This is a genomic window from Curtobacterium uvaldense (assembly GCF_028307415.1).
GTDB lineage: Bacteria > Actinomycetota > Actinomycetes > Actinomycetales > Microbacteriaceae > Curtobacterium.
The window spans coordinates 1-19,918 of record NZ_JAQMHU010000016.1 but is presented as its reverse complement, the minus strand read 5'-3'; the positions used below and the strand labels follow the sequence as shown (position 1 = coordinate 19,918).

Sequence of the window (19,918 nt, the reverse complement as noted above, 5' to 3'; positions counted from 1 at the left end):
ACTCCGATGACGATGCCGGACCGGCGCACGCCCGCACGACTCGCCGACACGCGGGCACTCCTGTTCGACCTGGACGGCGTGCTGACGCCCACCGCCGACGTGCACATGCGCGCGTGGAGCCGCCTGTTCACGTCGTTCCTGTCCGAGCACGGCGCTGCGCCGTACAGGGAGCAGGACTACTTCGACCACATCGACGGCAAGCCCCGCTACGACGGGGTCCGTTCGTTGCTGGCGTCCCGGGGCATCGAGCTCCCGCAGGGCGCGCCGGACGACGCCCCCGGGAGCGACACCGTGTGCGCGCTCGGCAACCGCAAGAACGCCGAGTTCACGGCCGAGCTGACCGAGCACGGCGTCGAGCCGTACCCGGGGTCGCTCCGGTTCCTCGTCGCCGCGATCGCCGCCGGCATGCAGGTCGCCGTCGTGTCGAGCTCGGCGAACGCGACGCAGGTCCTGCGGACGGCGGGGATCCTCGACCACTTCCCGGTGGTCGTCGACGGCCTGGTCGCGCGTCAGGACGGCCTCGCCGGCAAGCCCGCGCCGGACACCTACCTCGACGCCGCCGGGCGCTTCGGGCTGGCCCCGGCCGAGTGCGTCGTCGTCGAGGACGCCACGAGCGGGGTCGAGGCCGGTCGGAACGGTGCCTTCGGGCTCGTCGTCGGCGTGGACCGCGGCGCCGGAGCCGACGCGCTGCGCGAGCACGGCGCGGATGTCGTCCTCCAGGACCTCGCCGAACTCGTCGACCAGCTCCCGGCCCCGCGCACCAGCTAGCCTCCCGTCCCACCGGAACGGCCCCGACGGCGTGGCCAGACCGTCCGACCACCGCACGACTCCTCCCTCCCACGGAGCACACGCCATGAACCCCATCACCTCCGACCCCCTCGACCGCGTCCGCTACCCGGTCGACGAGTGGGCGCTCGTCGAGACCGAGTACGCCCCGGACGAGCAGGGCGTCGCGGAGACGAACTTCGCGGTCGGCAACGGCTACCTCGGCCTGCGCGGCAACCTCGACGAGGGCCGCGGCGGCGTGCAGTACGGCACGTACGTCAACGGCTTCCACGAGACCTGGCCGATCCGGCACGCCGAGGACGCCTTCGGCTTCGCCAAGACCGGGCAGACGATCATCAACGCGCCCGACGCCAAGGTCATCCGGTTGTACGTCGACGACGAGCCGCTGGTCCTGGCCGAGGCCGACATCCTGCGGCACACCCGTCGGCTCGAGTTCCGCGGCGGCTACCTGTACCGCGAGACGGAGTGGTCGACGCCGTCCGGCAAGCGGGTGCTCATCCGTGCCCGTCGACTCGTGTCGTTCACCGACCGGCACCTCGCCGTCATCGACTACGAGGTCACCGTGCTCGACGGGGACGCCTCGATCCTGCTGTCGAGCCAGATCCTCAACCGGCAGGACGTGCAGGACGAGTACCACGCGGGCATGCGGGCTGCGGCGAACGCCTTCGACCCCCGCAAGGCCGAGGCGTTCACCGAGCGGGTGCTCGAGCCGAAGCTCAAGCGCAGCACGGGCGGTCGTTCGCTGCTCGGCTACCAGGCGTCGAGCTCGGGCATGACGATCTGCGTCGGTGTCGAGCACCACCTGGAGACCGAGAACTCGTGGGACGAGGCGTCGTCGATCGAGGACGACCTCGCGAAGCACGTCTACCGCGTGCAGGCCCGCGCCGGGGTGCCGATCCGGCTCGTGAAGCACATGGTGTACCACACGTCCCGCGGGGTGCCGGCGCGGGAGCTCGCCGACCGGTGCGAGCGGACGCTCGACCGTGCGCGCGCCGAGACGGTCGAGGAGACCTTCGCCAAGCAGCGCGCGTGGATGGACGACTACTGGACGCGCAGCGACGTCGAGATCCCGGGGCAGCCCGCGATCCAGCAGGCGGTCCGGTGGAACCTGTTCATGCTCGCGCAGGCCACCGCCCGCACCGACGGACACGGCATCGCGGCGAAGGGCGTCACGGGCTCCGGGTACGGCGGTCACTACTTCTGGGACATGGAGATCTACGTCCTGCCGTTCCTGTCGTACACGGCGCCGATCGTCGCGCGGAACGCGCTGCGCTTCCGCTACAACATGCTCGACGCCGCTCGGTCGCGGGCGCGGGAGCTGAACCAGCGCGGAGCGCTCTTCCCGTGGCGGACGATCAACGGCGAGGAGTCGAGCGCGTACTACGCGGCCGGCACCGCGCAGTACCACATCGATGCGGACATCGCCCATGCGCTCATGCAGTACGTGCGGGCCTCGGGCGACACCGACTTCCTGAAGCGCGGGGCGATCGACATCCTGGTCGAGACCGCCCGCCTGTGGTCCGACCTGGGCTTCTGGCGGTCGAACGGCGACCGGAAGTTCCACATCGACGGGGTCACCGGGCCCGACGAGTACACGACGGTCGTCGACGACAACCTCTACACGAACGTGATGGCGCGGGCCAACCTGTGGTTCGCGGTGAACGCGTGCCGGCAGCTCGCGACCGACGACCCGGAGGAGTACGGCCGCATGGTCCGGCGCACCGGGCTCGTCGACGACGAGGTCACCGAGTGGGAGCACGCCGCCGAGTCGATGGAGATCCCGTTCGACCCGCACCGCGGCATCCACCCGCAGGACGCCCAGTTCCTCGACAAGGAGCTCTGGGACCTCGAGAACACGCCCGAGTCCAAGCGGCCGCTGCTGCTGCACTACCACCCGCTGGTGATCTACCGGTTCCAGGTGCTCAAGCAGGCCGACGTCGTGCTCGCGCTGTTCCTGCAGGGCCACGAGTTCACCGCGGCCGAGAAGCGTCGCGACTTCGACTACTACGACGCCCTGACGACCGGTGACTCGACGCTCTCCGCCGTGGTCCAGTCGATCATGGCGGCCGAGGTCGGGTACCACGACCTGGCGGCGCAGTACTTCCTGACGGCGCTCTACGTCGACCTCGCCGACCTGCACGGCAACACCGCGGACGGCGTGCACATCGCGTCGACGGGCGGCATCTGGGGTGCGCTCGTGAACGGCTTCGGCGGCATGCGCGACCACGGTGGCCGGATGACGTTCAACCCGCGCCTGCCGAAGGACTGGGAGCGCCTGACCTACCGCATCCAGGTGCACGGCTCGCGCGTCCGGGTCGACCTGGAAGAGGACGCGATGACCTTCACGGTGGAGACCGGCGAGGGCTTCACCGCGTGGGTGCACAACCAGCAGTGGGACGTCACCGCGGGGGCGCCGACGGTCGTGCCGCTCGCCCACCACGGGCCGCGGATGAGCGGGCACGCGCCCACCACGAGCGACATCCAGGGCACGCTCCGGGCGGACGGCTCCGTCATCACGGCGTCGATCCCGATGATCTCGCTGGACCGGAACCTCGACCTCGACGAGACCACCGCCTGATCGTCCGGCCGGGAGGCGCGGTGCGGGTCCGCCCCGCGCCGCGCCTCCCGTCGTCTCCGTACCCTCCACACCGGCACCGGTGCCGCCTCCGTCCCGCCTGCACACGCGCCCAGGCGGGTGCGGGCACCGTGGTCGTCCGTGCCCCCGGGCCGACGGCGTCTCCTGCGGCACGAGCAGTGCATCGAGAGGAGACACACATGGACAAGCGGTTCGAGGGCAAGGTCGCGATCGTCACGGGAGCCGGGTCGGGCATCGGCGAGGCCACCGCGCGGGCGTTCGTCGACGAGGGAGCTGCCGTGCTGCTCGTCGACAGTGTCGAGGACAAGGTCCGTGCCGTCGCCGACAGCCTGCCGACCGGTCGTGCGGTCGCGCTGCAGGCCGACGTGGCCGACCCGGCGGCGTGGGAGACGATCGTGTCCAACGCGGTGGATCGGTGGGACCGCGTCGACGTGCTCGTGAACAACGCCGGCACCTTCACCTCCGGCGACATCACCGACATCGAGCCCGACGAGTGGCACCGGGTCATCGAGACCGATCTGTCGAGCGTGTTCTACGGCACGCGCGCGGCGCTGCCGTTCCTGCGGGAGACCAAGGGGTCGGTCGTGAACACGTCATCGGTCTCCGGGATGGACGCCGACTGGCGGATGAGCCCGTACAACGCGGCGAAGGGCGGCGTCTCGAACTTCACGAAGGCCGCGGCGCTCGACAACGGGCAGTTCGGTGTCCGGGTGAACGCGGTCGCGCCGGGCCTCATCTGGACGGACATGACCCAGCAGCAGGCCGAGGACGAGGAGCTCCAGCACGCGTTCGCGGAGCGTGTCTCGCTCGGTCGCGGCGGGCGCTCGGAGGAGGTCGCTGCAGCGGTCCTGTTCCTGGCCAGCGACGCTGCGTCCTACATCACGGGAGCGATCCTGCCGGTCGACGGCGGGACGACCGCGAGCAACGGGCAGCCCGCGCAGTCCTGACCGTCCGACGCGCGGCTCAGAGCAGCTTGCGCAGGGTGTTCGTGTTGCGGGTCGTCGTCGTGCGCCGGAAGCGCGCGGCGGCGGCCCGCTTCGCGAACGCGGTGTCGGTGCTCGAGCCCTTCGGGCAGGACCAGTAGACGACACCGTCGCCCCGGGCCACCCGCTCGACACCGTCGTCGAGCGACAGGTCGGCGACCAGGCCGTCGAGGGCGGCGTCGTCGGAGCCGAAGACGACGTGGTCGTGCCGGTCGGGGGCGGAGTCGAACGGGAAGCCGTCGACGACCTCGGCGAGTCGCTCGTGCGGGACGAGGACGATCCGGGCGTCGTACCCGAAGCGGTCCCGCAGGGCCTGCTCGACGGCGGTCTGCACCGCCGACGCGTCGCCCGGTGCCGTGAACACGACGTTGCCCGAGGCGAGCACCGTCCGCACGTCGGTGTACCCGAGACCCCCGAACAGCGCCGCGAGCTCGGCGTTCCGGATCGTGATCCCGTTGACGTTCACCCCACGCAGCAGCGCGACCCACCTGGCCATGCCGGAACCGTAGCCTGCCCGGCGGCGGTGGGGCGAGCCTCCCGACTGATCCGCAACGACCATTGCGCAAGAAACGTTGCACAAGACGTGTTGTGCACCTATGGTCGAGCCATGGACGTGCAGCGACTCGACGACGCGGCGCAGATGCGCGCGCTCGCCCACCCGACCCGGCTGCGGCTCGTCGGGCTGCTCCGGACCGGTGGCCCGCAGACCGCGGCGATGCTCGGCGAGCAGGTCGACGAGGCACCGGGGACGATCAGCTACCACTGCAAGCGCCTGGCCGACGCCGGCTTCATCGAACCCGCACCCGAGCTCGGCACCGACCGACGTGAGCGCTGGTGGCGGGCGGTCGCGCAGCACACGTCGTGGGACCTCGCGGACGGCTTCGACGACCCCGACCGGATGGTCGCCGGCACCGCGCTCGACCGGACCGTCGCGCAGGCGTACGCCGACGAGTACACGGCGTTCCTCGACCACGTCCCGGCCTTCGGGCGCGAGTGGGTCGCGGCGTCGAACAGCGGCGACCGGACCCTCCGGCTGACGATCGACGAGCTGCGTGCCCTCGGGTCGGAGCTGCAGGGCGTCCTCGACCGGTGGGAGGCGCGGAGCGCCGAGCACGAACCCGGCGACGGTGCCGAGCGGGTCACCGCGGTCGTCCAGAGCTACCGGTCGGCGCGCCCGTGAACGCGCACTGGCGGCTGCGGTCGCTGCTCGCCGTCCAGGTGGTCTCGCGGACCGGGAACGTCGCGACGACGATCGCGGTGCCGTTCGTGGTGCTCTCCCGCGGCGGGTCGGCGACGGACGTCGGCATCGCGGCCTTCGCGGCGACGATCCCGATCGTGCTCGGCGGGGCCTTCGGCGGCGTGCTCGTCGAGCGCTTCGGGTTCGTCCGGTCGAGCGTGGCGTCCGACCTGGTCAGCGCCGTGACGCTCGTCGCGATCCCGCTCCTGGCGTGGACGGTCGGGCTGCCGGCCTGGGCGCTGCTCGTGCTCGTGTTCCTCGGCGGCCTGTTCGACACCCCGGGGGAGTCGGGCCGTCGGGTGCTCCTGCCGGGACTCGCGACGGCGGCGGGGATCCCGCTCGAGCGTGCCGTGGGCCACTTCGAGGCGTCGGTGCGCTTCTCGGTGCTGCTCGGCGCCCCCGCGGCGGGACTGCTCGTGGGTGCCGTCGGGCCGTTGCCCGCACTGGCCGTGACCGCCGCCGTGTTCGGGGCGGCAGCGGTGCTCGCCGCCGTCACGCTGCGGGGTGTCGTCGTCGCGCCCGCGACCGACGCGGGCGCCGCCGAGCCGTCCGCCGGGTACTGGCGCGACCTCGGCGCCGGGCTGCGCTTCTGCGTGCGCGACCCGCTCTTCCGGCTCGTCATCGCGCTCGTGCTCGTGACGAACCTGCTCGACGCGGCGCGCTCGACAGCGCTGCTCCCGCTCTACGCTGACCGAGTGCTCGACGGCGCGCAGTCGCTCGGGATCGTCAGCGGGACCTTCGGTGGTGCGGCGTTCCTCGGGTCCCTCGCGTTCGGGTACGTGGCGCACCGGGTGCCCCGGCGGATCACGTTCGTGGTGTGCTTCGTCCTGGCCGGCGGGCCGTCGCTCGCGGTGCCGGCACTCGGACTCGGGCTGCCGTGGGTGCTCGGCGCGTGCGTGCTGTCGGGCTTCGCGGCGGGCGCGCTCAACCCGATCCTGGGGGCCGTCGAGCTCGAGCGCATCCCGTCGCACATGCGGGCCCGGGTGTTCGGGCTCCTGTCGGCGGGGTCGTGGGCGGGCATCCCGCTCGGCGGACTCTTCGGGGGCATCGCTGCGGACGGCATCGGCGTGACCGGGACGTTCGCGATCGTGGCCGTGGTCTACACGATCGTCACGCTGTCGCCGCTGCTCGGTGGGTCCTGGCGGCTCATGGAGCGCCCGACGGCGACGGCGCCCGCGGCCGTGCCGCCGACGGTCCCGGTCCCGTAGCCCGGTCGGCAGCGCTCGCGGGGCGGCCGGCCGGTCGGCCGGCCAGCCGGTCGGCAGCGCTCGCGGGGCGGCCGGCCGCGGCGCTCGCGGCGGCGCGGTCGGTTGTCACGCCGCACCACCGGAAGCACGTCGCACCACGGAGTTCCGTGGTGCGACGTGCTTACGGTCGTGCGCGAGCGAGTCGAACCAGCGCACGACCGCACCAGCCGAACGCGACGAAGGAGCCCGTCCCGCACTTGCTCGGAGCGACCCGAGCGACGCTCCGGTAGACGAGGAGCATGACGGACGAGCGCAACGCAGACGGCCAGGCAGCAGACGGACAGGGACCGGACGACGCACACGTGGTGCCCGAGGGGGTGTCCGAGGCGACGGTCGAGGCGCTCGGCACGCTGTCGGCCGCACTCGAGGTGCTCGAGCACGCACGGGGCCTGCTCTACGGGTTCCACCGACTCACCGGGACCGCGGACCTGAACCTCGGCGAGGCCGTCGAACAGCTCCGGAAGGCCGGCCACACCGAGCTCGCCGAGCGGATCGACACCGAGCTGGTCGGCCGCAACGTCATCGACGGGCGGTGGACGTTCCAGATCGTCGAGGACTACGACGACAACTACTACGCCCTCGCGAAGGAGCTCGAGCAGACCGCCCGCGACCAGCTCGTCGGCGGGAAGCGCCACCTGTTCGAGGCGAGCATGAAGGAGGACCGGCGCACCCCGGGCCGACGCCGCCACGAGGCCAAGCCGGCCGACGTGTCGGACTGACGACGCGCCTCCCGGCCGGACGCACCGGACGCACCGGACGCACTCTCGCGGAACGCACCGTGGGCGGCCCCTCGCAGCGGAACGTCGCTGCGAAGAACCGCCCACGTTGCGTCTCGCGGAAAGCGCCGAAAGCGCGGTACGCGGAAGCGGGAGCGCGCTACCCGACGCCGAGCAACGCCTCGAGCGGCCCGCGCGCGAAGTACAGCAGGAAGCCCGCAGCCACGACGTAGAGGAGCCAGGAGACCTCGCGGCCGCGGCCGGACAGCAGCTTGATGAGCACCCAGCTGATGAAGCCGGCGCCGATGCCGTTCGCGATCGAGTAGGTCAGCGGCATCACGACGATCGTCAGGAACGCCGGCAGCGCAGCCCCGAAGTCACTCCACTCGATGTCCTTCACCTGCGCGACCATGAGCGCACCGACGACGACGAGTCCGGCGGCCGCGACCTCGAGCGGGACGACCTGGGTCAGGGGCGTGAGGAACATCGACGCCAGGAACAGCAGGCCCGTCACGACCGAGGCCATGCCCGTGCGGGCGCCCTCGCCGATGCCCGACGCCGAGTCGATGAACACCGTGTTCGACGACACCGAGGCGCCACCACCGGCGATGGCGCCGGCACCCTCGACGACGAGCGCCGACTTCAGGCGGGGGAAGGTGCCGTCGGGCTTCGCGACACCGGCGGCCTTCGCGAGCCCGGTCATCGTGCCCATCGCGTCGAAGAAGTTCGTGAAGACGAGGGTGAAGACGAGCATCGACGCGGCGACCGGGCCGATGCGGGTGAACGCTCCGAAGACGTCGGCGTGCCCGACGAGCGACAAGTCCGGCAGCGCGAAGAGGGCGTTCGGCAGGCCGGGGGCGTTGAGGTTCCAGCCGGTGGGGGAGTCGACCGAGGTGGGGACCTTGAAGATCGCCTGCAGGACGATGGCGATCACGGTGGTGCCGATGATGCCGATGAGCAGCGCGCCCTTCACCCGGCGGGCCATGAGCGTGCCGATGATGACCAGGCCGATCAGGAACACGATCGTGGGCAGGGCCGCGACGGAGCCGTCCTCACCGAGCTGCAGCGGCGGCGAGGCGTTCTTCGTGGTGCGGACGAACCCCGAGTCGACGAGTCCGATGAACGCGATGAACAGACCGATGCCGACGGTGATCGCGGCCTTGAGCTGCGCGGGCACGGCCGTGAAGATCATCGTCCGGATGCCGGTCAACGCGAGGATGACGATCACCACACCGTTGATGACGACGAGGCCCATCGCCTCGGCCCAGGTCACCTGGTGCACGACGCTCACGGCGAGGAACGAGTTGATCCCGAGGCCCGCGGCGATCCCGAACGGCAGGTTCGCGACGAGGCCCATCGCGATCGTCATCACACCGGCGACGAGGCCGGTCGCGGCAGCGACCTGCGCGTTCTGCAGCCAGCCGCCGAGGACGTCCTGCGGCGCCTGGTCCTGGCTGAACCCGCCGAGGATCAGCGGGTTGAGGATGACGATGTAGGCCATCGTCACGAAGGAGACGAGACCACCACGGATCTCACGGGGGATGCTCGACCCGCGGTGCGTGATCGAGAAGAAGCGGTCGAGGCCGGATGCGAAGCGGTTCCGGGGCGGGGTGTCGGTCTGCTGGGCGCTCACCGAACGAGTTTACAGAACGCTGGGAGTCCGAGCGGCTCGTGTGTCGCTGCAGGGCACCGGCCTGGAGGCGCGGGTCACCGACCCGGGGGACGGTGCGTCCGACAGGCGGCCGCGTTCTGCGGCCATCCGACGGTGTTGGATGAGAGCGTGAACGAACGTCTGGACCGCGCGCGGGTCGAAGCCGCCGTGCGTGAGCTCCTCCTCGCCGTCGGCGACGACCCTGACCGCCCCGAGCTCGAACGGACCCCGGCACGCGTCGCCGACTCGTACGCCGAGTTCTTCGCCGGCATGGGGGTCGACGCCACCGCGATCGCACGCTCCGGCGCCGTGCACTCCGAGGACGGGGAGCGCGGGCAGCTCGTGGTCGTCCGCGACGTGCGGTTCCGTTCGATGTGCGAGCACCACCTGCTGCCGTTCATCGGCGTCGCCCACCTGGCGTACGCGCCGGGCGAGCAGCTCATCGGCCTCGGGACCCTGTCGCGCGTGCTCGACGCCGTGGCCTCGCGGCCGCAGCTGCAGGAGCGTCTCGGCGAGCAGGTCGCCGCAGCCGTCACCGAGGGACTCGACGCCGCCGGTGTGCTCGTCGTGCTCGACGCCACCCACCAGTGCGTCACCGCTCGCGGCGAACGGCAGTCGGGTTCGTCGACGGTGACCGTCGCGGCGACCGGTTCCCTGGCCGACGCGGCGGGGCGGGCCGAGGCGATCGCACTCATCGGTGCCGGTGCTGGTGCCGACCACGGGGCGGACGCATGACGAGCGAGCAGCCGACCACGGGCCTCCAGGCCGTGACACCCGCACCCGGCTGGGTCGTGCCGGCCCTGCGCGACCCGGTCCGCACCATCGGGCGCCGCACCTTCGACTTCGACCACCGCATCGCCGTCATGGCGATCGTGAACCGCACGCCGGACTCCTTCCACGACAAGGGCGCGACCTTCGCACTCGACCGGGCCGTCGAGGCCGCCGTCCGCGCTGCCGACCAGGGGGCCGACTGGGTCGACATCGGCGGGGTGAAGTTCGCGCCGGGGCCCGAGCTGTCCGCCGACGACGAGATCGACCGGGTGCTGCCGGTCGTGTCCCAGCTCGCCGAGCAGTCCGACGTCGTGATCTCGGTCGACACCTTCCGGCCCGAGGTCGCTGCGGCGACGATCGCTGCGGGGGCCAGCGTCGTCAACGACACCACGGGGTTGTCCGACCCGCGGATGGCGTCCGTGGTCGCCGACTCCGACGCGACCGTCGTCATAACGCACTCGACCGCCCCGCCGCGCCAGCAGCTGCCGACGCCGCCGACGTACGCCGACGTGACCGCCTCGGTCGTGGACTTCCTGCGCGAGCGGGTCGACCGTGCGCTCGCAGCGGGGATCCCCGAGTCGCGGATCATCGTCGACCCCGGGCACGACCTCAACAAGAACACCGTGCACACGCTCGAGCTGACCCGACGGCTGCCCGAGGTCGTCGCGCTCGGGTTCCCGGTGCTCGCAGCGGTGTCGAACAAGGACTTCGTGGGGGAGTCCCTCGGGCGCGCCCGTGGTGCTCGCCTGTCGGGGTCGCTCGCCGCAGCGACCGTCAGCGCGATGCTCGGCGCCCGGATCGTCCGCATGCACGACGTCGTCGAGAGCGTCGACGCGATGCGCATGATCGAGGCGGTCCTCGGCTGGCGCGAACCCGTGGAAGCGAGGCACAACACGTGAACAGCCCCTCCCTGCCGGCGTCGATCGCCGACCTGTCCGACGACGAGCTGCTCGACCGGTACACCGCGGACGTCCCCGACGGCCCCTGGCTGCGGGTGAACTTCGTCGCGACGCTCGACGGTTCGGCGTCCGCGTCGGGTCGCACGGCGTCCCTCGGCGGGGACGACGACCTGCGCGTGTTCGACCTGCTCCGCCGGGTCGCCGACGTCGTGCTCGTGGCCGCCGGCACCGTGCGCGACGAGGAGTACGGCCCGATGGTGCTGCACGACGAGGACGTCGCCTGGCGCCGCGCGAACGGGATGCCCGACCACCCGGTCTTCGCGATCGTCACGAACTCCGCGTCGGTGGACGCGGGCTCGCGGGTGTTCACCGAGGCTCCGGTGCGGCCGATCGTGCTGACGTCCGGGTCCGGTGCCGCGTCGTCGTCCGGGCAGGCCCTGGCGTCCGTCGCGGACGTCGTGGACTGCGGCTCGGATGCTGTCGACGTGGGTGCCGTGCGGGACGCCCTGGCCGTTCGGGGCCTCGACCGGATCCACTGCGAGGGCGGTCCGTCGTTCCTCGGGGCGCTCGTCGCCGCCGACGCGGTCGACGAACTGACGCTGACGATCGACCCGACGCTCGAGGGCGGCGAGGGTCCGCGCATCGCGACCGGGTCCTCGCCGGAGCTGCGCCGGATGCGGCCCGCGCACGTGCTGCTCGGCGACGGCGGTGTGCTGCTGACCCGGTGGGTGCGCGACCGGTAGCGGCTAGGGTCGGACGCGTGATCGACGTCGTGGTGTCCGGGGTGCTGTTCGACATGGACGGGACGCTCGTCGACTCGACCGCCATGGTCGAGGAGGCGTGGAGCCGCTTCGGTGCGGAGCACGGCATCGACCCCACCGAGATCCTCGGCTTCTCGCACGGGCGGCAGACGATCGACACCGTGCAGCGCTTCCTGCCGCACCTGGCCCCGGACGAGCAGCGGGCGATCGTCGCGACGATGATCGCCGCCGAGATCGGGTACACCGAGGGCATCGTCGAGGTGCCGGGAGCGGGCGCGTTCGTGCAGCGCCTGCTCGACACCGGTGTGCCGGTCGCCCTCGTCACGAGCGCGCCGCGGGAGCTCGCGGTGGAGCGGATGCGGGCCGCGGGGGTCCCGGTGCCCGAGGCCCTCGTGCCCTCGGAGGACGCCGAGCGGAGCAAGCCGCACCCCGAGGGCTACCTGCGTGGTGCCGCGCTGCTCGGGGTGCCGCCGGAGCGGTGCCTGGCGTTCGAGGACGCCCCCGCCGGGGTCGAGGCCGCCGTCGCCTCCGGAGCCACGACCGTCGTCGTCGGGACGCTCGAGGCACCGGTCACCGCAGGGCTGCCGCGCATCACGGGGTACGACGGCATCGAGGTCGTCCGCGAGGGGTCCGCTTTCCGCATCCGGGGCTGAACGTCGGCTCCGGACTGCGAACGTCCCCAGGCCGTCCGGACGACCGTGGACATCGCGCCGGGAGACCCCCGGCAGCGGAAGGAGCGACCATGGCAGCCCTCGACGGCAAGAAGATCCTCGTCATCGCGACGAACTACGGCGTGGAGCAGGACGAGATCGTCGTCCCCACCGACCAGCTCCGCGAGCGCGGTGCCGACGTCACGGTGGCGGCGCAGGAGTCCGGCTCGATCGAGACCCTCGTCGGCGACAAGGACCCGGGCAAGTCGGTCTCGGTCGACACCACCATCGGCAGTGTCAGCGGCGCAGGCGACTACGACGCACTCGTCGTCCCCGGTGGCACCATCAACGCGGACACCATCCGCCAAGACTCGGACGCGGTCGCACTCGTGAAGGCCTTCGCCGAGGCGGGCAAGCCCGTCGCCGCGATCTGCCACGGCCCGTGGACCCTCATCGAGGCCGGTGTGCTGCAGGGCAAGACCATCACCTCGTTCCCCTCGCTGCAGACCGACGTGCGCAACGCCGGCGCCGAGTGGGTCGACCAGGAGGTCCAGGTCGACGGCGGCCTGATCACGTCGCGCAACCCCGACGACCTGCCGGCGTTCGTCGACGCGATCGAGCAGGCGCTCACCGCCTGACCCGCTCGCACCACGCACCATGGGCGGCACCTCGCAGGGCTACGGCGCTGCGAAGTGCCGCCCACGGTGCGTTCCCCGGAGCGGCCGGAACGGGCGGGGAGCGCCGGGCACGTCCGTCCGTCAGAGCGCGACGGGGCGCGCTGTGCGGAGCACCGCGGGCCCGAGGGTGAGCACGCCGTCGGACTCCGGGTCGCAGCGAACCCCGCCCAGACCGCGCATCGCCCGGAACGCGCCGGGAGCCACCTCGTGGTCCATCCAGGCGCACGGGTTCGCCGGCCGGTACCCGCGGAAGGACACCGGACCGCCGGACCCCGGGCTCTCGAGCGAGAACGGCGAACCCCGGAGTGCCTCGACGTCGGCACCCCGCAGGTACACGTTGCGCCGGGTCGCCGCGGGGTCGACGGTGGCACCCACCGCCTCGGCCACGGCGTCGAGCCCCTCGAGACCGATCACCGTGACGGTGGCGTGCACGTGCGCCCGTGCGGCGAAGTAGCGGTCACCGACGATGCCGAGTCCCGCCCGGAGCTCGATCCGGTCGCGGAGCTCCGGGCCCGCGGCCGGCAGCGCCCCGTCCGCCGGGCGCCCCTCGTAGCGGTGGTGCGGGGAGACGAGCAGCATCGCGAGCTCGACGTCGGTGCGGAAGGGCAGGTCGCCGGGGCCGGCCACGTCGTCGACGGAGGTCACGGCGCCCACGGTAGTCGTGCCTCCCGGCCGGCACCGCTGTCCCGCTGCCGTCGTCTCGACACAGCCGCCGACCGCCGGTGCACACCGCCGCCCCGCTGCCGTGTCCGATTCCCGCCAGTACCTGTCGGGGGCCCGTGCCAGGCTGACCGCGTGACGAACCCCGCACCCGGCACGGAGCCGCAGCCCGACGCGCAGCCCGACGAGCTGCACGCCGAGCGCCACCGCGCCGTCGCCTCCCGCGACGCCCGGTTCGACGGCCAGTTCGTCACCGCCGTGCACTCGACCGGCATCTACTGTCGCCCGAGCTGTCCCGCCCGGACCCCGCGCGCCGAGGGCGTCACGTTCTACCGCACGAGTGCCGCCGCCCACCTCGCCGGCTTCCGCGCGTGCAAGCGCTGCCTGCCCGAGGCGACGCCGGGCAGCCCGGAGTGGGACCTCCGTGAGGACGTCGCCGGCCGTGCCGTCCGACTCGTCCTCGACGGCGTCGTCGAGCGCGAGGGGGTACCCGGCCTGGCCGCCCGCGTCGGGTACTCCGAGCGGCAGCTGGGCCGGATCATGACCGAGGAGCTCGGGGCCGGACCGAAGGCCCTCAGCCGGGCGCACCGTGCACAGACCGCGCGGACGCTCCTGACCTCGTCGGACCTGCCGGTGGCCGACGTCGCGTTCGCCTCCGGCTTCACGAGCGTCCGGCAGTTCAACGACACCGTGCGCGAGGTCTTCGCCCTCACCCCCTCCGAGCTCCGCGCGCGCCGGACCGACCGCCCGGCGTCGGCCGACGACGGCTGGCTGCACGTCCACCTCCCCGCCCGCGCGCCCTTCGACCTGCAGGGCCTGCTCGACTGGCACGCGCTCCACGCGCTGCCGGGGCTGGAGCACGTCGAGCGGGACGCCTCGGGCCGCGTCACGGCCTACGGTCGCCTCGTCGCCCTGCCGGGAGGCCCGGCCCGCTTCACCGCCTCGGCCCCCGCCACCGACGGGGTCGGCAGGGGCGCGGGGCGCGTCGGGGTCGCCCTGCGAGTCCGGCTCACGACGCTCTCCGACCTGCCGACCCTCGTGGCGCGGGTGCGGGCCCTGTTCGACCTCGACGCCGACCCCGAGGCGGTCGACGCCGTCCTCGCCACGGACCCCGTCCTCGCCCCGGCGGTCGCCCGGGTCCCCGGCATCCGCCTCCCCGGCGCCGTCGACGCACACGAGGTCGTGTTCCGCACCCTGATCGGGCAGCAGGTCTCCGTGGCCGCCGCCCGCACCGCACAGGCCCGGCTCGTCGCAGCCCTCGGGGAGTCGGTCGACCCGGGGCTGGCCGAGGACGGGCTGCTGTTCCCGACCGCGACGACGATCGCGACCCGCGGGCACGAGGTCCTGCGGGGACCCGCGGCACGGGTGGACACGATCCTGCGCGTCGCGGCGGCGCTCGCCGACGGGTCGCTCGTCGTCGACGCGGGACAGTCCCTCGCGGAGCTGCGCGCCGGGCTCCTGGCGGTGAAGGGCATCGGGCCGTGGACGGCGGACTACGTGGCCCTGCGGGTCCGGCACCACCCGGACGTGTTCCTGCACAGCGACCTCGCCGTGCGGAACGGTGCACAGGAACTCGGACTGCCCGGTGGCGCCCGCGAGCTCTCCCTACGGTCGGAGCAGGTGGCGCCGTGGCGGAGCTACCTGACGATGCACTGCTGGCGTCCGATCGTCGACCGCGCGAGCGCGACGGCGGAGGCAGCAGCGGCGACGGACCACCAGGAGGAGACAGCATGACCGAGCCCACGACGACCATCCAGACGCTCGACACCCCCGACGGTCCCTTCACGGTGCTCGAGGACGACGAGGGGCACGTGCTCGCGTCGGGGTGGACCGACGACTCCGCACGGTTGCTCGCGCGGCTGGCCGATCGGCACCGCCCACGACGGCTGATCGACGGCCGGGTGCACGCGGCCGAGGCGGTCGAGGCCTTCTACGCCGGCGACGTCGAGACGGCGATGCGGGTCCCGGTCCGGCAGCACGGCACCGACCTGTTCGCCGAGGGCTGGCGGCAGCTCCGCGCGATCCCGGCCGGCACCGTCCTGACGTACACCGAGCTCGCGGCGGCCATGGGGCGACCGGACGCCGTCCGCGCGGCTGCGAGCGTCTGCGCGCGGAACGCCCCGGCGCTCTTCGTGCCGTGTCACCGGGTGCTGCGGTCCGACGGGACGCTCGGCGGCTTCGCGTGGGGGCTCGACGTCAAGCGCTCCCTGCTCGAGCGCGAGTCGGTCGGCGTGACCGCGCTCGCCTGAGCAGCTCCGTGCGCGGGAACCGAGCGGGGACCGAGCGGCGACCGAGCGGAGCCCGAGCAGGGTCGACCGAGCAGAGTGCACAGGGAACGTGGAGCGCTCCCCCTGGTTGCGGGTGGTGACGCTCACGGTCCGGACTGTCATGCTCTGGGTACCGACCCGCACGGTCCCTCCGCAGGACCCGACGCAGCGCCGTCGCGCACCTCGGAAGGACCCATGCCCCCCGACCAGCACGCCCCGCCCGGACAGCAGCCGGGGGACCCCGCGCACGTCGACCGCACGGTCGTGTCCGCGGACGGCACACCGCTCGCGGTCGCCGAGAGCGGCTCCGGGCCCGCCCTGGTGCTGGTCGGCGGCGCCTGGGACCACCACGGCAGCCCGGCGGTCGACCGGATGGTCGCGGCCCTCAGCGACCGCTACCGGGTCGTCACCTACGACCGACGGGGTCGGGGTGCGAGCGGGGACACCGCGCCGTGGTCGGTCGAGCGCGAGGTCGAGGACCTGGCGGCGGTCGCGGCGTCCGTCGACGGCCCGGCTGACGCGGTGGGGTGGTGCGTCGGTGCAGGGGTGGTGCTGCGTGGCCTCGCCGCCGGCGTGCCGTTCGGGCGCGCGGTGCTCTGGGAGCCGCCGTACCGCGCCACGGTCGACCCGCAGGGCGACGACGTGCTGTTCGCGGACTTCCTCGACGGGCACGTCGCGGCCGGACGCCGGGCGCAGGCGGTGCGGGCCTTCCTGTCCCGGGTGCTCGGCATCCCGATCCCGCACATCACCGCGGCGCGCCTGAAGCCCGGACTGTGGCGGTCGCTCCTGGCCGACGCACACGTGCTCTCCCGGGACGTCCGGGTGCTCAACGGCCTCTCCGTCCCCGAGCGGGTGGCGGCGTCGGTCGGCGTCCCGGTGCTCGTGGCCTCGGGCGACGGCGGCGCCGAGTGGATGCGGCAGGCCTCGGTCGCGCTGGCCGAGGCGGTGCCCGGCTCGCGGCACCTCGTCGTCCCCGGTCAGGGGCACGTGCCGGAGCCGAAGGTGCTGCGGCACCTGGTCGACCGGTTCGTCGGGCTGCCCGCGCCCGAGTGACGTGCGCGCCCGGAGCCGCTGCGGTCGGTCGTCACCGGCCGACGCGGGAGGGTGGGCATCGCGGGTGCGAGAGGATGGTGGCGTGACTGCTCCCCGCCTCGGCCTGCTGCTCGACGTCGACGGACCCATCGCGAGCCCGGTGACCCGGACGATCGCGATCCCCTCGATCGTGGCGGACCTCGTCGCGCTCGCCGCCGAGGGCGTCCCGATCGTCTTCAACACCGGCCGCAGCGACGCGTTCATCCGCGAGCAGGTCGTCGGTCCGTTGATCGCCGGAGGGCTCGCGGAGGGCGGCCGGGTGCACGCGGTGTGCGAGAAGGGTGCCGTCTGGTGCTCGATCGGCCCGCAGTACGAGGGCGGGATGAGCGACCTGGTGATCGCCGAGGACCTCGCGCTCCCGCGGGACTTCGCCGACGAGATGCGCGACCTCGTCCGTGACGAGTACGCCGACCTGGTGTTCTTCGACGAGACGAAGCACGCGATGGTCTCGATCGAGCAGCGCGTCGAGGTGCCGAACGCCGCGTACCTCGCCCGCCAGGCCGAGTTCGACGCGAAGGCGATGGCGGCGCTGGAGCGGCGCGGGCTCGGTGTCCGCCGGCTCGACGACGTCCGACCGGACGCCGACGGCGCGGTGCAGTGGCGCGTCGACCCGACGATCATCTCCACCGACGTCGAGTCCGACCGGTCCGGCAAGGACATGGGTGCCGAGCGAGCCCTCGAGCTGCTCGCGCAGGACGGGGAGCTGCCGGTGACCTGGCGGACCGTGGGCGACTCGCGCAGCGACTACGCGATGGCGGACTGGTTGCACGCCAACGGGCACGACGTCGCGCACGTGGACGTCCGGCCGGCGGACGGGGTGCCGGCGACGCCGTACCCGGTGCTCACCGCGGACGACGGTGTGATCCACGACGAGGCGGGCGCGCGCTTCCTGGCCGACTGGCGCCGCGGCGCCTGAGCCGCCCCGCGTTCGGGCGCCCCCCTCGCGCCGGACCCGCGCCGAGCCTCCAGGCCGATGCCGCGATGCCGCGTCTGCACGGGTGCCCGGGTGCCGAGACGCCGGCGTCTGCACCAGACGCCCTGAGTGCCTCGAGACGGTCCCGGATCCGGCGGTGTCCCGACGCGTCGACGGCGTCTCGCCGGGACGCCGTCGTCTCGCACCCCACGCCGTCTCGCCCGGACGCCAGCGCCGCCCTCGCCCGGACGCCAGCGCCGCGCACCGTCCGGACGGCTGGTGCTGCTGGCCCCGTGTCCCGGGGCGACACCGTTTGCGAGCCGGGGTGGTACACCAGTACCCTCACGGGGTCCATCGCCAGCCGTTCGACGGGAACCTCCATGGCATCACCGCTCCGCATCAAGTCGATCGAGGCCTCCCTCGCCGACTCCGAGGAGGAGGGCCGCTCGCTCAAGCGGTCCCTCAAGACGTTCGACATCGCCGCGATGGGCATCGCGGTCGCCGTCGGCGCCGGCATCTTCTCGGTCGGCGCGAACGCCGCCGCGAACTTCGCCGGCCCGAGCGTCATCATCTCGTTCCTGCTCGCAGCCGTCACGTGCGGCCTGGCGATCATGTGCTACGCCGAGTTCGCCTCGACCATCCCGGTCGCCGGCTCCGCGTACACGTTCACGTACGCCACGATGGGCGAGCTGCTCGCGTGGATCGTCGGGTGGGACCTCATCCTCGAGACCCTGACCGCGAGCGCCGTCATCGCGAAGTACTGGGGCATCTACCTGAGCACCGCGTTCGGGGTCTTCGGCTTCGACCTCCCCGACACGATCCAGCTCGGCCCGATCGGCTTCACGTGGGGCCCGGTCCTCATCGTCGGCGTCTTCACGCTGCTGCTCGCGTTCGGCACCCGCCTGTCGTCCCGCGTCTCCGCCGTCATCACGATCATCAAGGTCGCGATCGTCGTCTTCGTCATCGTCGCCGGGGCGTTCTTCGTCAAGGCCGCGAACTTCACCCCGTTCGTCCCGCCGGCCGAGGCGTCCAAGGGCGCCGAGGGCGGTGTGCTGACGCAGTCGCTCGTGTCCTTCGTGACCGGTCAGGCCCCGGCGCAGTACGGCGTGTTCGGCCTGCTCGCCGCGGCCTCGCTCGTGTTCTTCGCCTTCATCGGTTTCGACGTCGTGGCGACGAGCGCCGAGGAGACCGAGAACCCGCAGAAGACCCTGCCCCGAGGCATCTTCATCGGCCTCGGCATCGTCACGCTGCTCTACATCGGCGTCAGCATCGTCATCACGGGCATGGTCTCCTACCAGCGGCTCGCCGACGAGGAAGCGCCGTCCCTCGCCTCCGCCTTCGACATCGTCGGACTGCCGTGGGCCGCGGGCATCATCGCGATCGGCTCGCTCATCGGCCTGACCACCGTGGTGATGGTCCTGCTGCTCGGCCTGTCCCGCATCGTCTTCTCGATGAGCCGCGACGGTCTGCTGCCCCGCTGGTTCTCGAAGACGAACCCGAAGACGCAGACCCCGGTGCGGGTGCAGGTCGTCGCCGGTGTCGTCGTCGCGTTCATCGCCGGGTTCACCGCCGTCGAGCGCCTCGAGGGCATGATCAACATCGGCACGCTCTCGGCGTTCGTGCTCGTGTCGATCGGCATCGTGGTGCTGCGCAAGACCCGCCCGGACGCACCGCGAGCCTTCCGGGTGCCGTGGGTGCCGGTCCTGCCGATCCTCTCCGCGGTGCTGTGCTTCTGGCTCATGCTCAACCTCGAGGTCGAGACCTGGCTGCGCTTCATCGCCTGGCTGGCGATCGGGTTCGCGATCTACTTCGGCTACAGCCGACGCAACAGCCGGGTGGGCAAGGGCCTGCAGTAGCGGGCGGCGGCCTCGCCGGCGGCTTCGCCGCGCGCACAACGGGAAGCACCTCGCGCCACGGATCGCCGTGGCGCGAGGTGCTTCTGGTTGTGCCGGAGCAGCCCGCGCCGCCGTCCGCCGCCCGCGCCGCCGTCCGCCGCCCGCGCCGCCGTCCGC

The 19,918-nt window shown here is 72.8% G+C and carries 19 protein-coding genes; 16 read left to right on the top strand and 3 right to left on the bottom strand.

Features of this window, described 5'->3' with window-relative positions:
* Positions 1–6: 6 nt before the first annotated feature.
* The 3 genes from PIJ49_RS10585 (at position 7) to budC (ending at position 4,329) form a co-directional block, all read left to right on the top strand.
* Positions 7–768 carry an HAD family hydrolase gene (locus tag PIJ49_RS10585; protein ID WP_271826561.1) on the top strand — a complete coding sequence of 254 codons (762 nt, stop codon included), beginning with the start codon at positions 7–9 and terminating at the stop codon, positions 766–768.
* Between the two features lie 85 nt (positions 769–853).
* Complete coding sequence (locus PIJ49_RS10580) at positions 854–3,364, top strand: glycoside hydrolase family 65 protein (protein WP_066657193.1); 2,511 nt, start codon at positions 854–856, stop codon at positions 3,362–3,364.
* A gap of 197 nt (positions 3,365–3,561) precedes the next feature.
* Positions 3,562–4,329, top strand: a complete 768-nt coding sequence (budC, locus tag PIJ49_RS10575; RefSeq protein ID WP_251155167.1) for a meso-2,3-butanediol dehydrogenase — start codon at positions 3,562–3,564, stop codon at positions 4,327–4,329.
* Positions 4,330–4,345: 16 nt separating this feature from the next.
* Here the strand turns inward: budC and PIJ49_RS10570 are convergent, their stop codons facing one another.
* A complete protein-coding gene (locus PIJ49_RS10570) occupies positions 4,346–4,861 on the bottom strand; it encodes a DUF1697 domain-containing protein (RefSeq protein WP_251155168.1) in 516 nt (171 codons plus the stop codon).
* A gap of 111 nt (positions 4,862–4,972) precedes the next feature.
* Between PIJ49_RS10570 and PIJ49_RS10565 the strand changes: the two genes are divergently transcribed.
* The 3 genes from PIJ49_RS10565 to PIJ49_RS10555 all read left to right on the top strand — a co-directional run bounded on the left by PIJ49_RS10565 (position 4,973) and on the right by PIJ49_RS10555 (position 7,568).
* A complete protein-coding gene (locus PIJ49_RS10565; RefSeq protein ID WP_066657186.1) occupies positions 4,973–5,545 on the top strand; it encodes an ArsR/SmtB family transcription factor in 573 nt (190 codons plus the stop codon).
* Positions 5,542–6,810, top strand: coding sequence for an MFS transporter (locus tag PIJ49_RS10560; protein ID WP_209684871.1), 1,269 nt, complete (start codon positions 5,542–5,544; stop codon positions 6,808–6,810). Before PIJ49_RS10565 ends, PIJ49_RS10560 begins: the two co-directional genes overlap by 4 nt.
* Positions 6,811–7,088: 278 nt before the next feature.
* Positions 7,089–7,568 carry a hypothetical protein gene (locus PIJ49_RS10555; RefSeq protein WP_271826560.1) on the top strand — a complete coding sequence of 160 codons (480 nt, stop codon included), beginning with the start codon at positions 7,089–7,091 and terminating at the stop codon, positions 7,566–7,568.
* 157 nt (positions 7,569–7,725) lie between these two features.
* On the opposite strand, the gene PIJ49_RS10550 is transcribed toward PIJ49_RS10555, so the two are convergent.
* Positions 7,726–9,198, bottom strand: a complete 1,473-nt coding sequence (locus tag PIJ49_RS10550; protein ID WP_209684873.1) for an NCS2 family permease — start codon at positions 9,196–9,198, stop codon at positions 7,726–7,728.
* Between the two features lie 147 nt (positions 9,199–9,345).
* Here PIJ49_RS10550 and folE point away from each other — a divergent pair, with 147 nt between their 5' ends.
* From folE to PIJ49_RS10525, 5 genes are all read left to right on the top strand, one after another.
* Positions 9,346–9,951: a GTP cyclohydrolase I gene (gene folE, locus PIJ49_RS10545; protein WP_271826559.1), complete on the top strand. Its 606-nt coding sequence runs from the start codon at positions 9,346–9,348 to the stop codon at positions 9,949–9,951.
* Entirely contained in the window at positions 9,948–10,886 is a 939-nt protein-coding gene (folP, locus tag PIJ49_RS10540) for a dihydropteroate synthase (protein WP_271826558.1), read from the top strand. Before folE ends, folP begins: the two co-directional genes overlap by 4 nt.
* Positions 10,883–11,629, top strand: a complete 747-nt coding sequence (locus tag PIJ49_RS10535) for a pyrimidine reductase family protein (protein ID WP_271826557.1) — start codon at positions 10,883–10,885, stop codon at positions 11,627–11,629. Before folP ends, PIJ49_RS10535 begins: the two co-directional genes overlap by 4 nt.
* 17 nt (positions 11,630–11,646) lie before the next feature.
* Complete coding sequence (locus PIJ49_RS10530) at positions 11,647–12,300, top strand: HAD-IA family hydrolase (protein WP_271826556.1); 654 nt, start codon at positions 11,647–11,649, stop codon at positions 12,298–12,300.
* Between the two features lie 89 nt (positions 12,301–12,389).
* Entirely contained in the window at positions 12,390–12,935 is a 546-nt protein-coding gene (locus PIJ49_RS10525; protein WP_058750492.1) for a type 1 glutamine amidotransferase domain-containing protein, read from the top strand.
* Between the two features lie 120 nt (positions 12,936–13,055).
* Here the strand turns inward: PIJ49_RS10525 and PIJ49_RS10520 are convergent, their stop codons facing one another.
* Positions 13,056–13,619: a molybdenum cofactor biosysynthesis protein gene (locus PIJ49_RS10520; protein ID WP_334212825.1), complete on the bottom strand. Its 564-nt coding sequence runs from the start codon at positions 13,617–13,619 to the stop codon at positions 13,056–13,058.
* Positions 13,620–13,823: 204 nt separating this feature from the next.
* On the opposite strand from PIJ49_RS10520, the gene PIJ49_RS10515 reads away from it, so the two are divergent.
* From PIJ49_RS10515 to PIJ49_RS10495, 5 genes are all read left to right on the top strand, one after another.
* Positions 13,824–15,368 carry a DNA-3-methyladenine glycosylase 2 family protein gene (locus PIJ49_RS10515; RefSeq protein WP_271826595.1) on the top strand — a complete coding sequence of 515 codons (1,545 nt, stop codon included), beginning with the start codon at positions 13,824–13,826 and terminating at the stop codon, positions 15,366–15,368.
* Positions 15,365–15,883, top strand: coding sequence for a methylated-DNA--[protein]-cysteine S-methyltransferase (locus tag PIJ49_RS10510; RefSeq protein ID WP_271826554.1), 519 nt, complete (start codon positions 15,365–15,367; stop codon positions 15,881–15,883). Before PIJ49_RS10515 ends, PIJ49_RS10510 begins: the two co-directional genes overlap by 4 nt.
* A gap of 213 nt (positions 15,884–16,096) precedes the next feature.
* On the top strand, positions 16,097–16,954 hold the full coding sequence (locus PIJ49_RS10505) for an alpha/beta fold hydrolase (RefSeq protein ID WP_058729653.1): 858 nt from the start codon (positions 16,097–16,099) through the stop codon (positions 16,952–16,954).
* Between the two features lie 82 nt (positions 16,955–17,036).
* The gene (locus tag PIJ49_RS10500) at positions 17,037–17,909 is read left to right on the top strand and encodes a hypothetical protein (RefSeq protein ID WP_081985143.1); all 873 of its coding nucleotides are present in this window, start codon (positions 17,037–17,039) and stop codon (positions 17,907–17,909) included.
* 377 nt (positions 17,910–18,286) lie between these two features.
* Complete coding sequence (locus PIJ49_RS10495; RefSeq protein ID WP_271826552.1) at positions 18,287–19,762, top strand: APC family permease; 1,476 nt, start codon at positions 18,287–18,289, stop codon at positions 19,760–19,762.
* Positions 19,763–19,918: the final 156 nt, after the last annotated feature.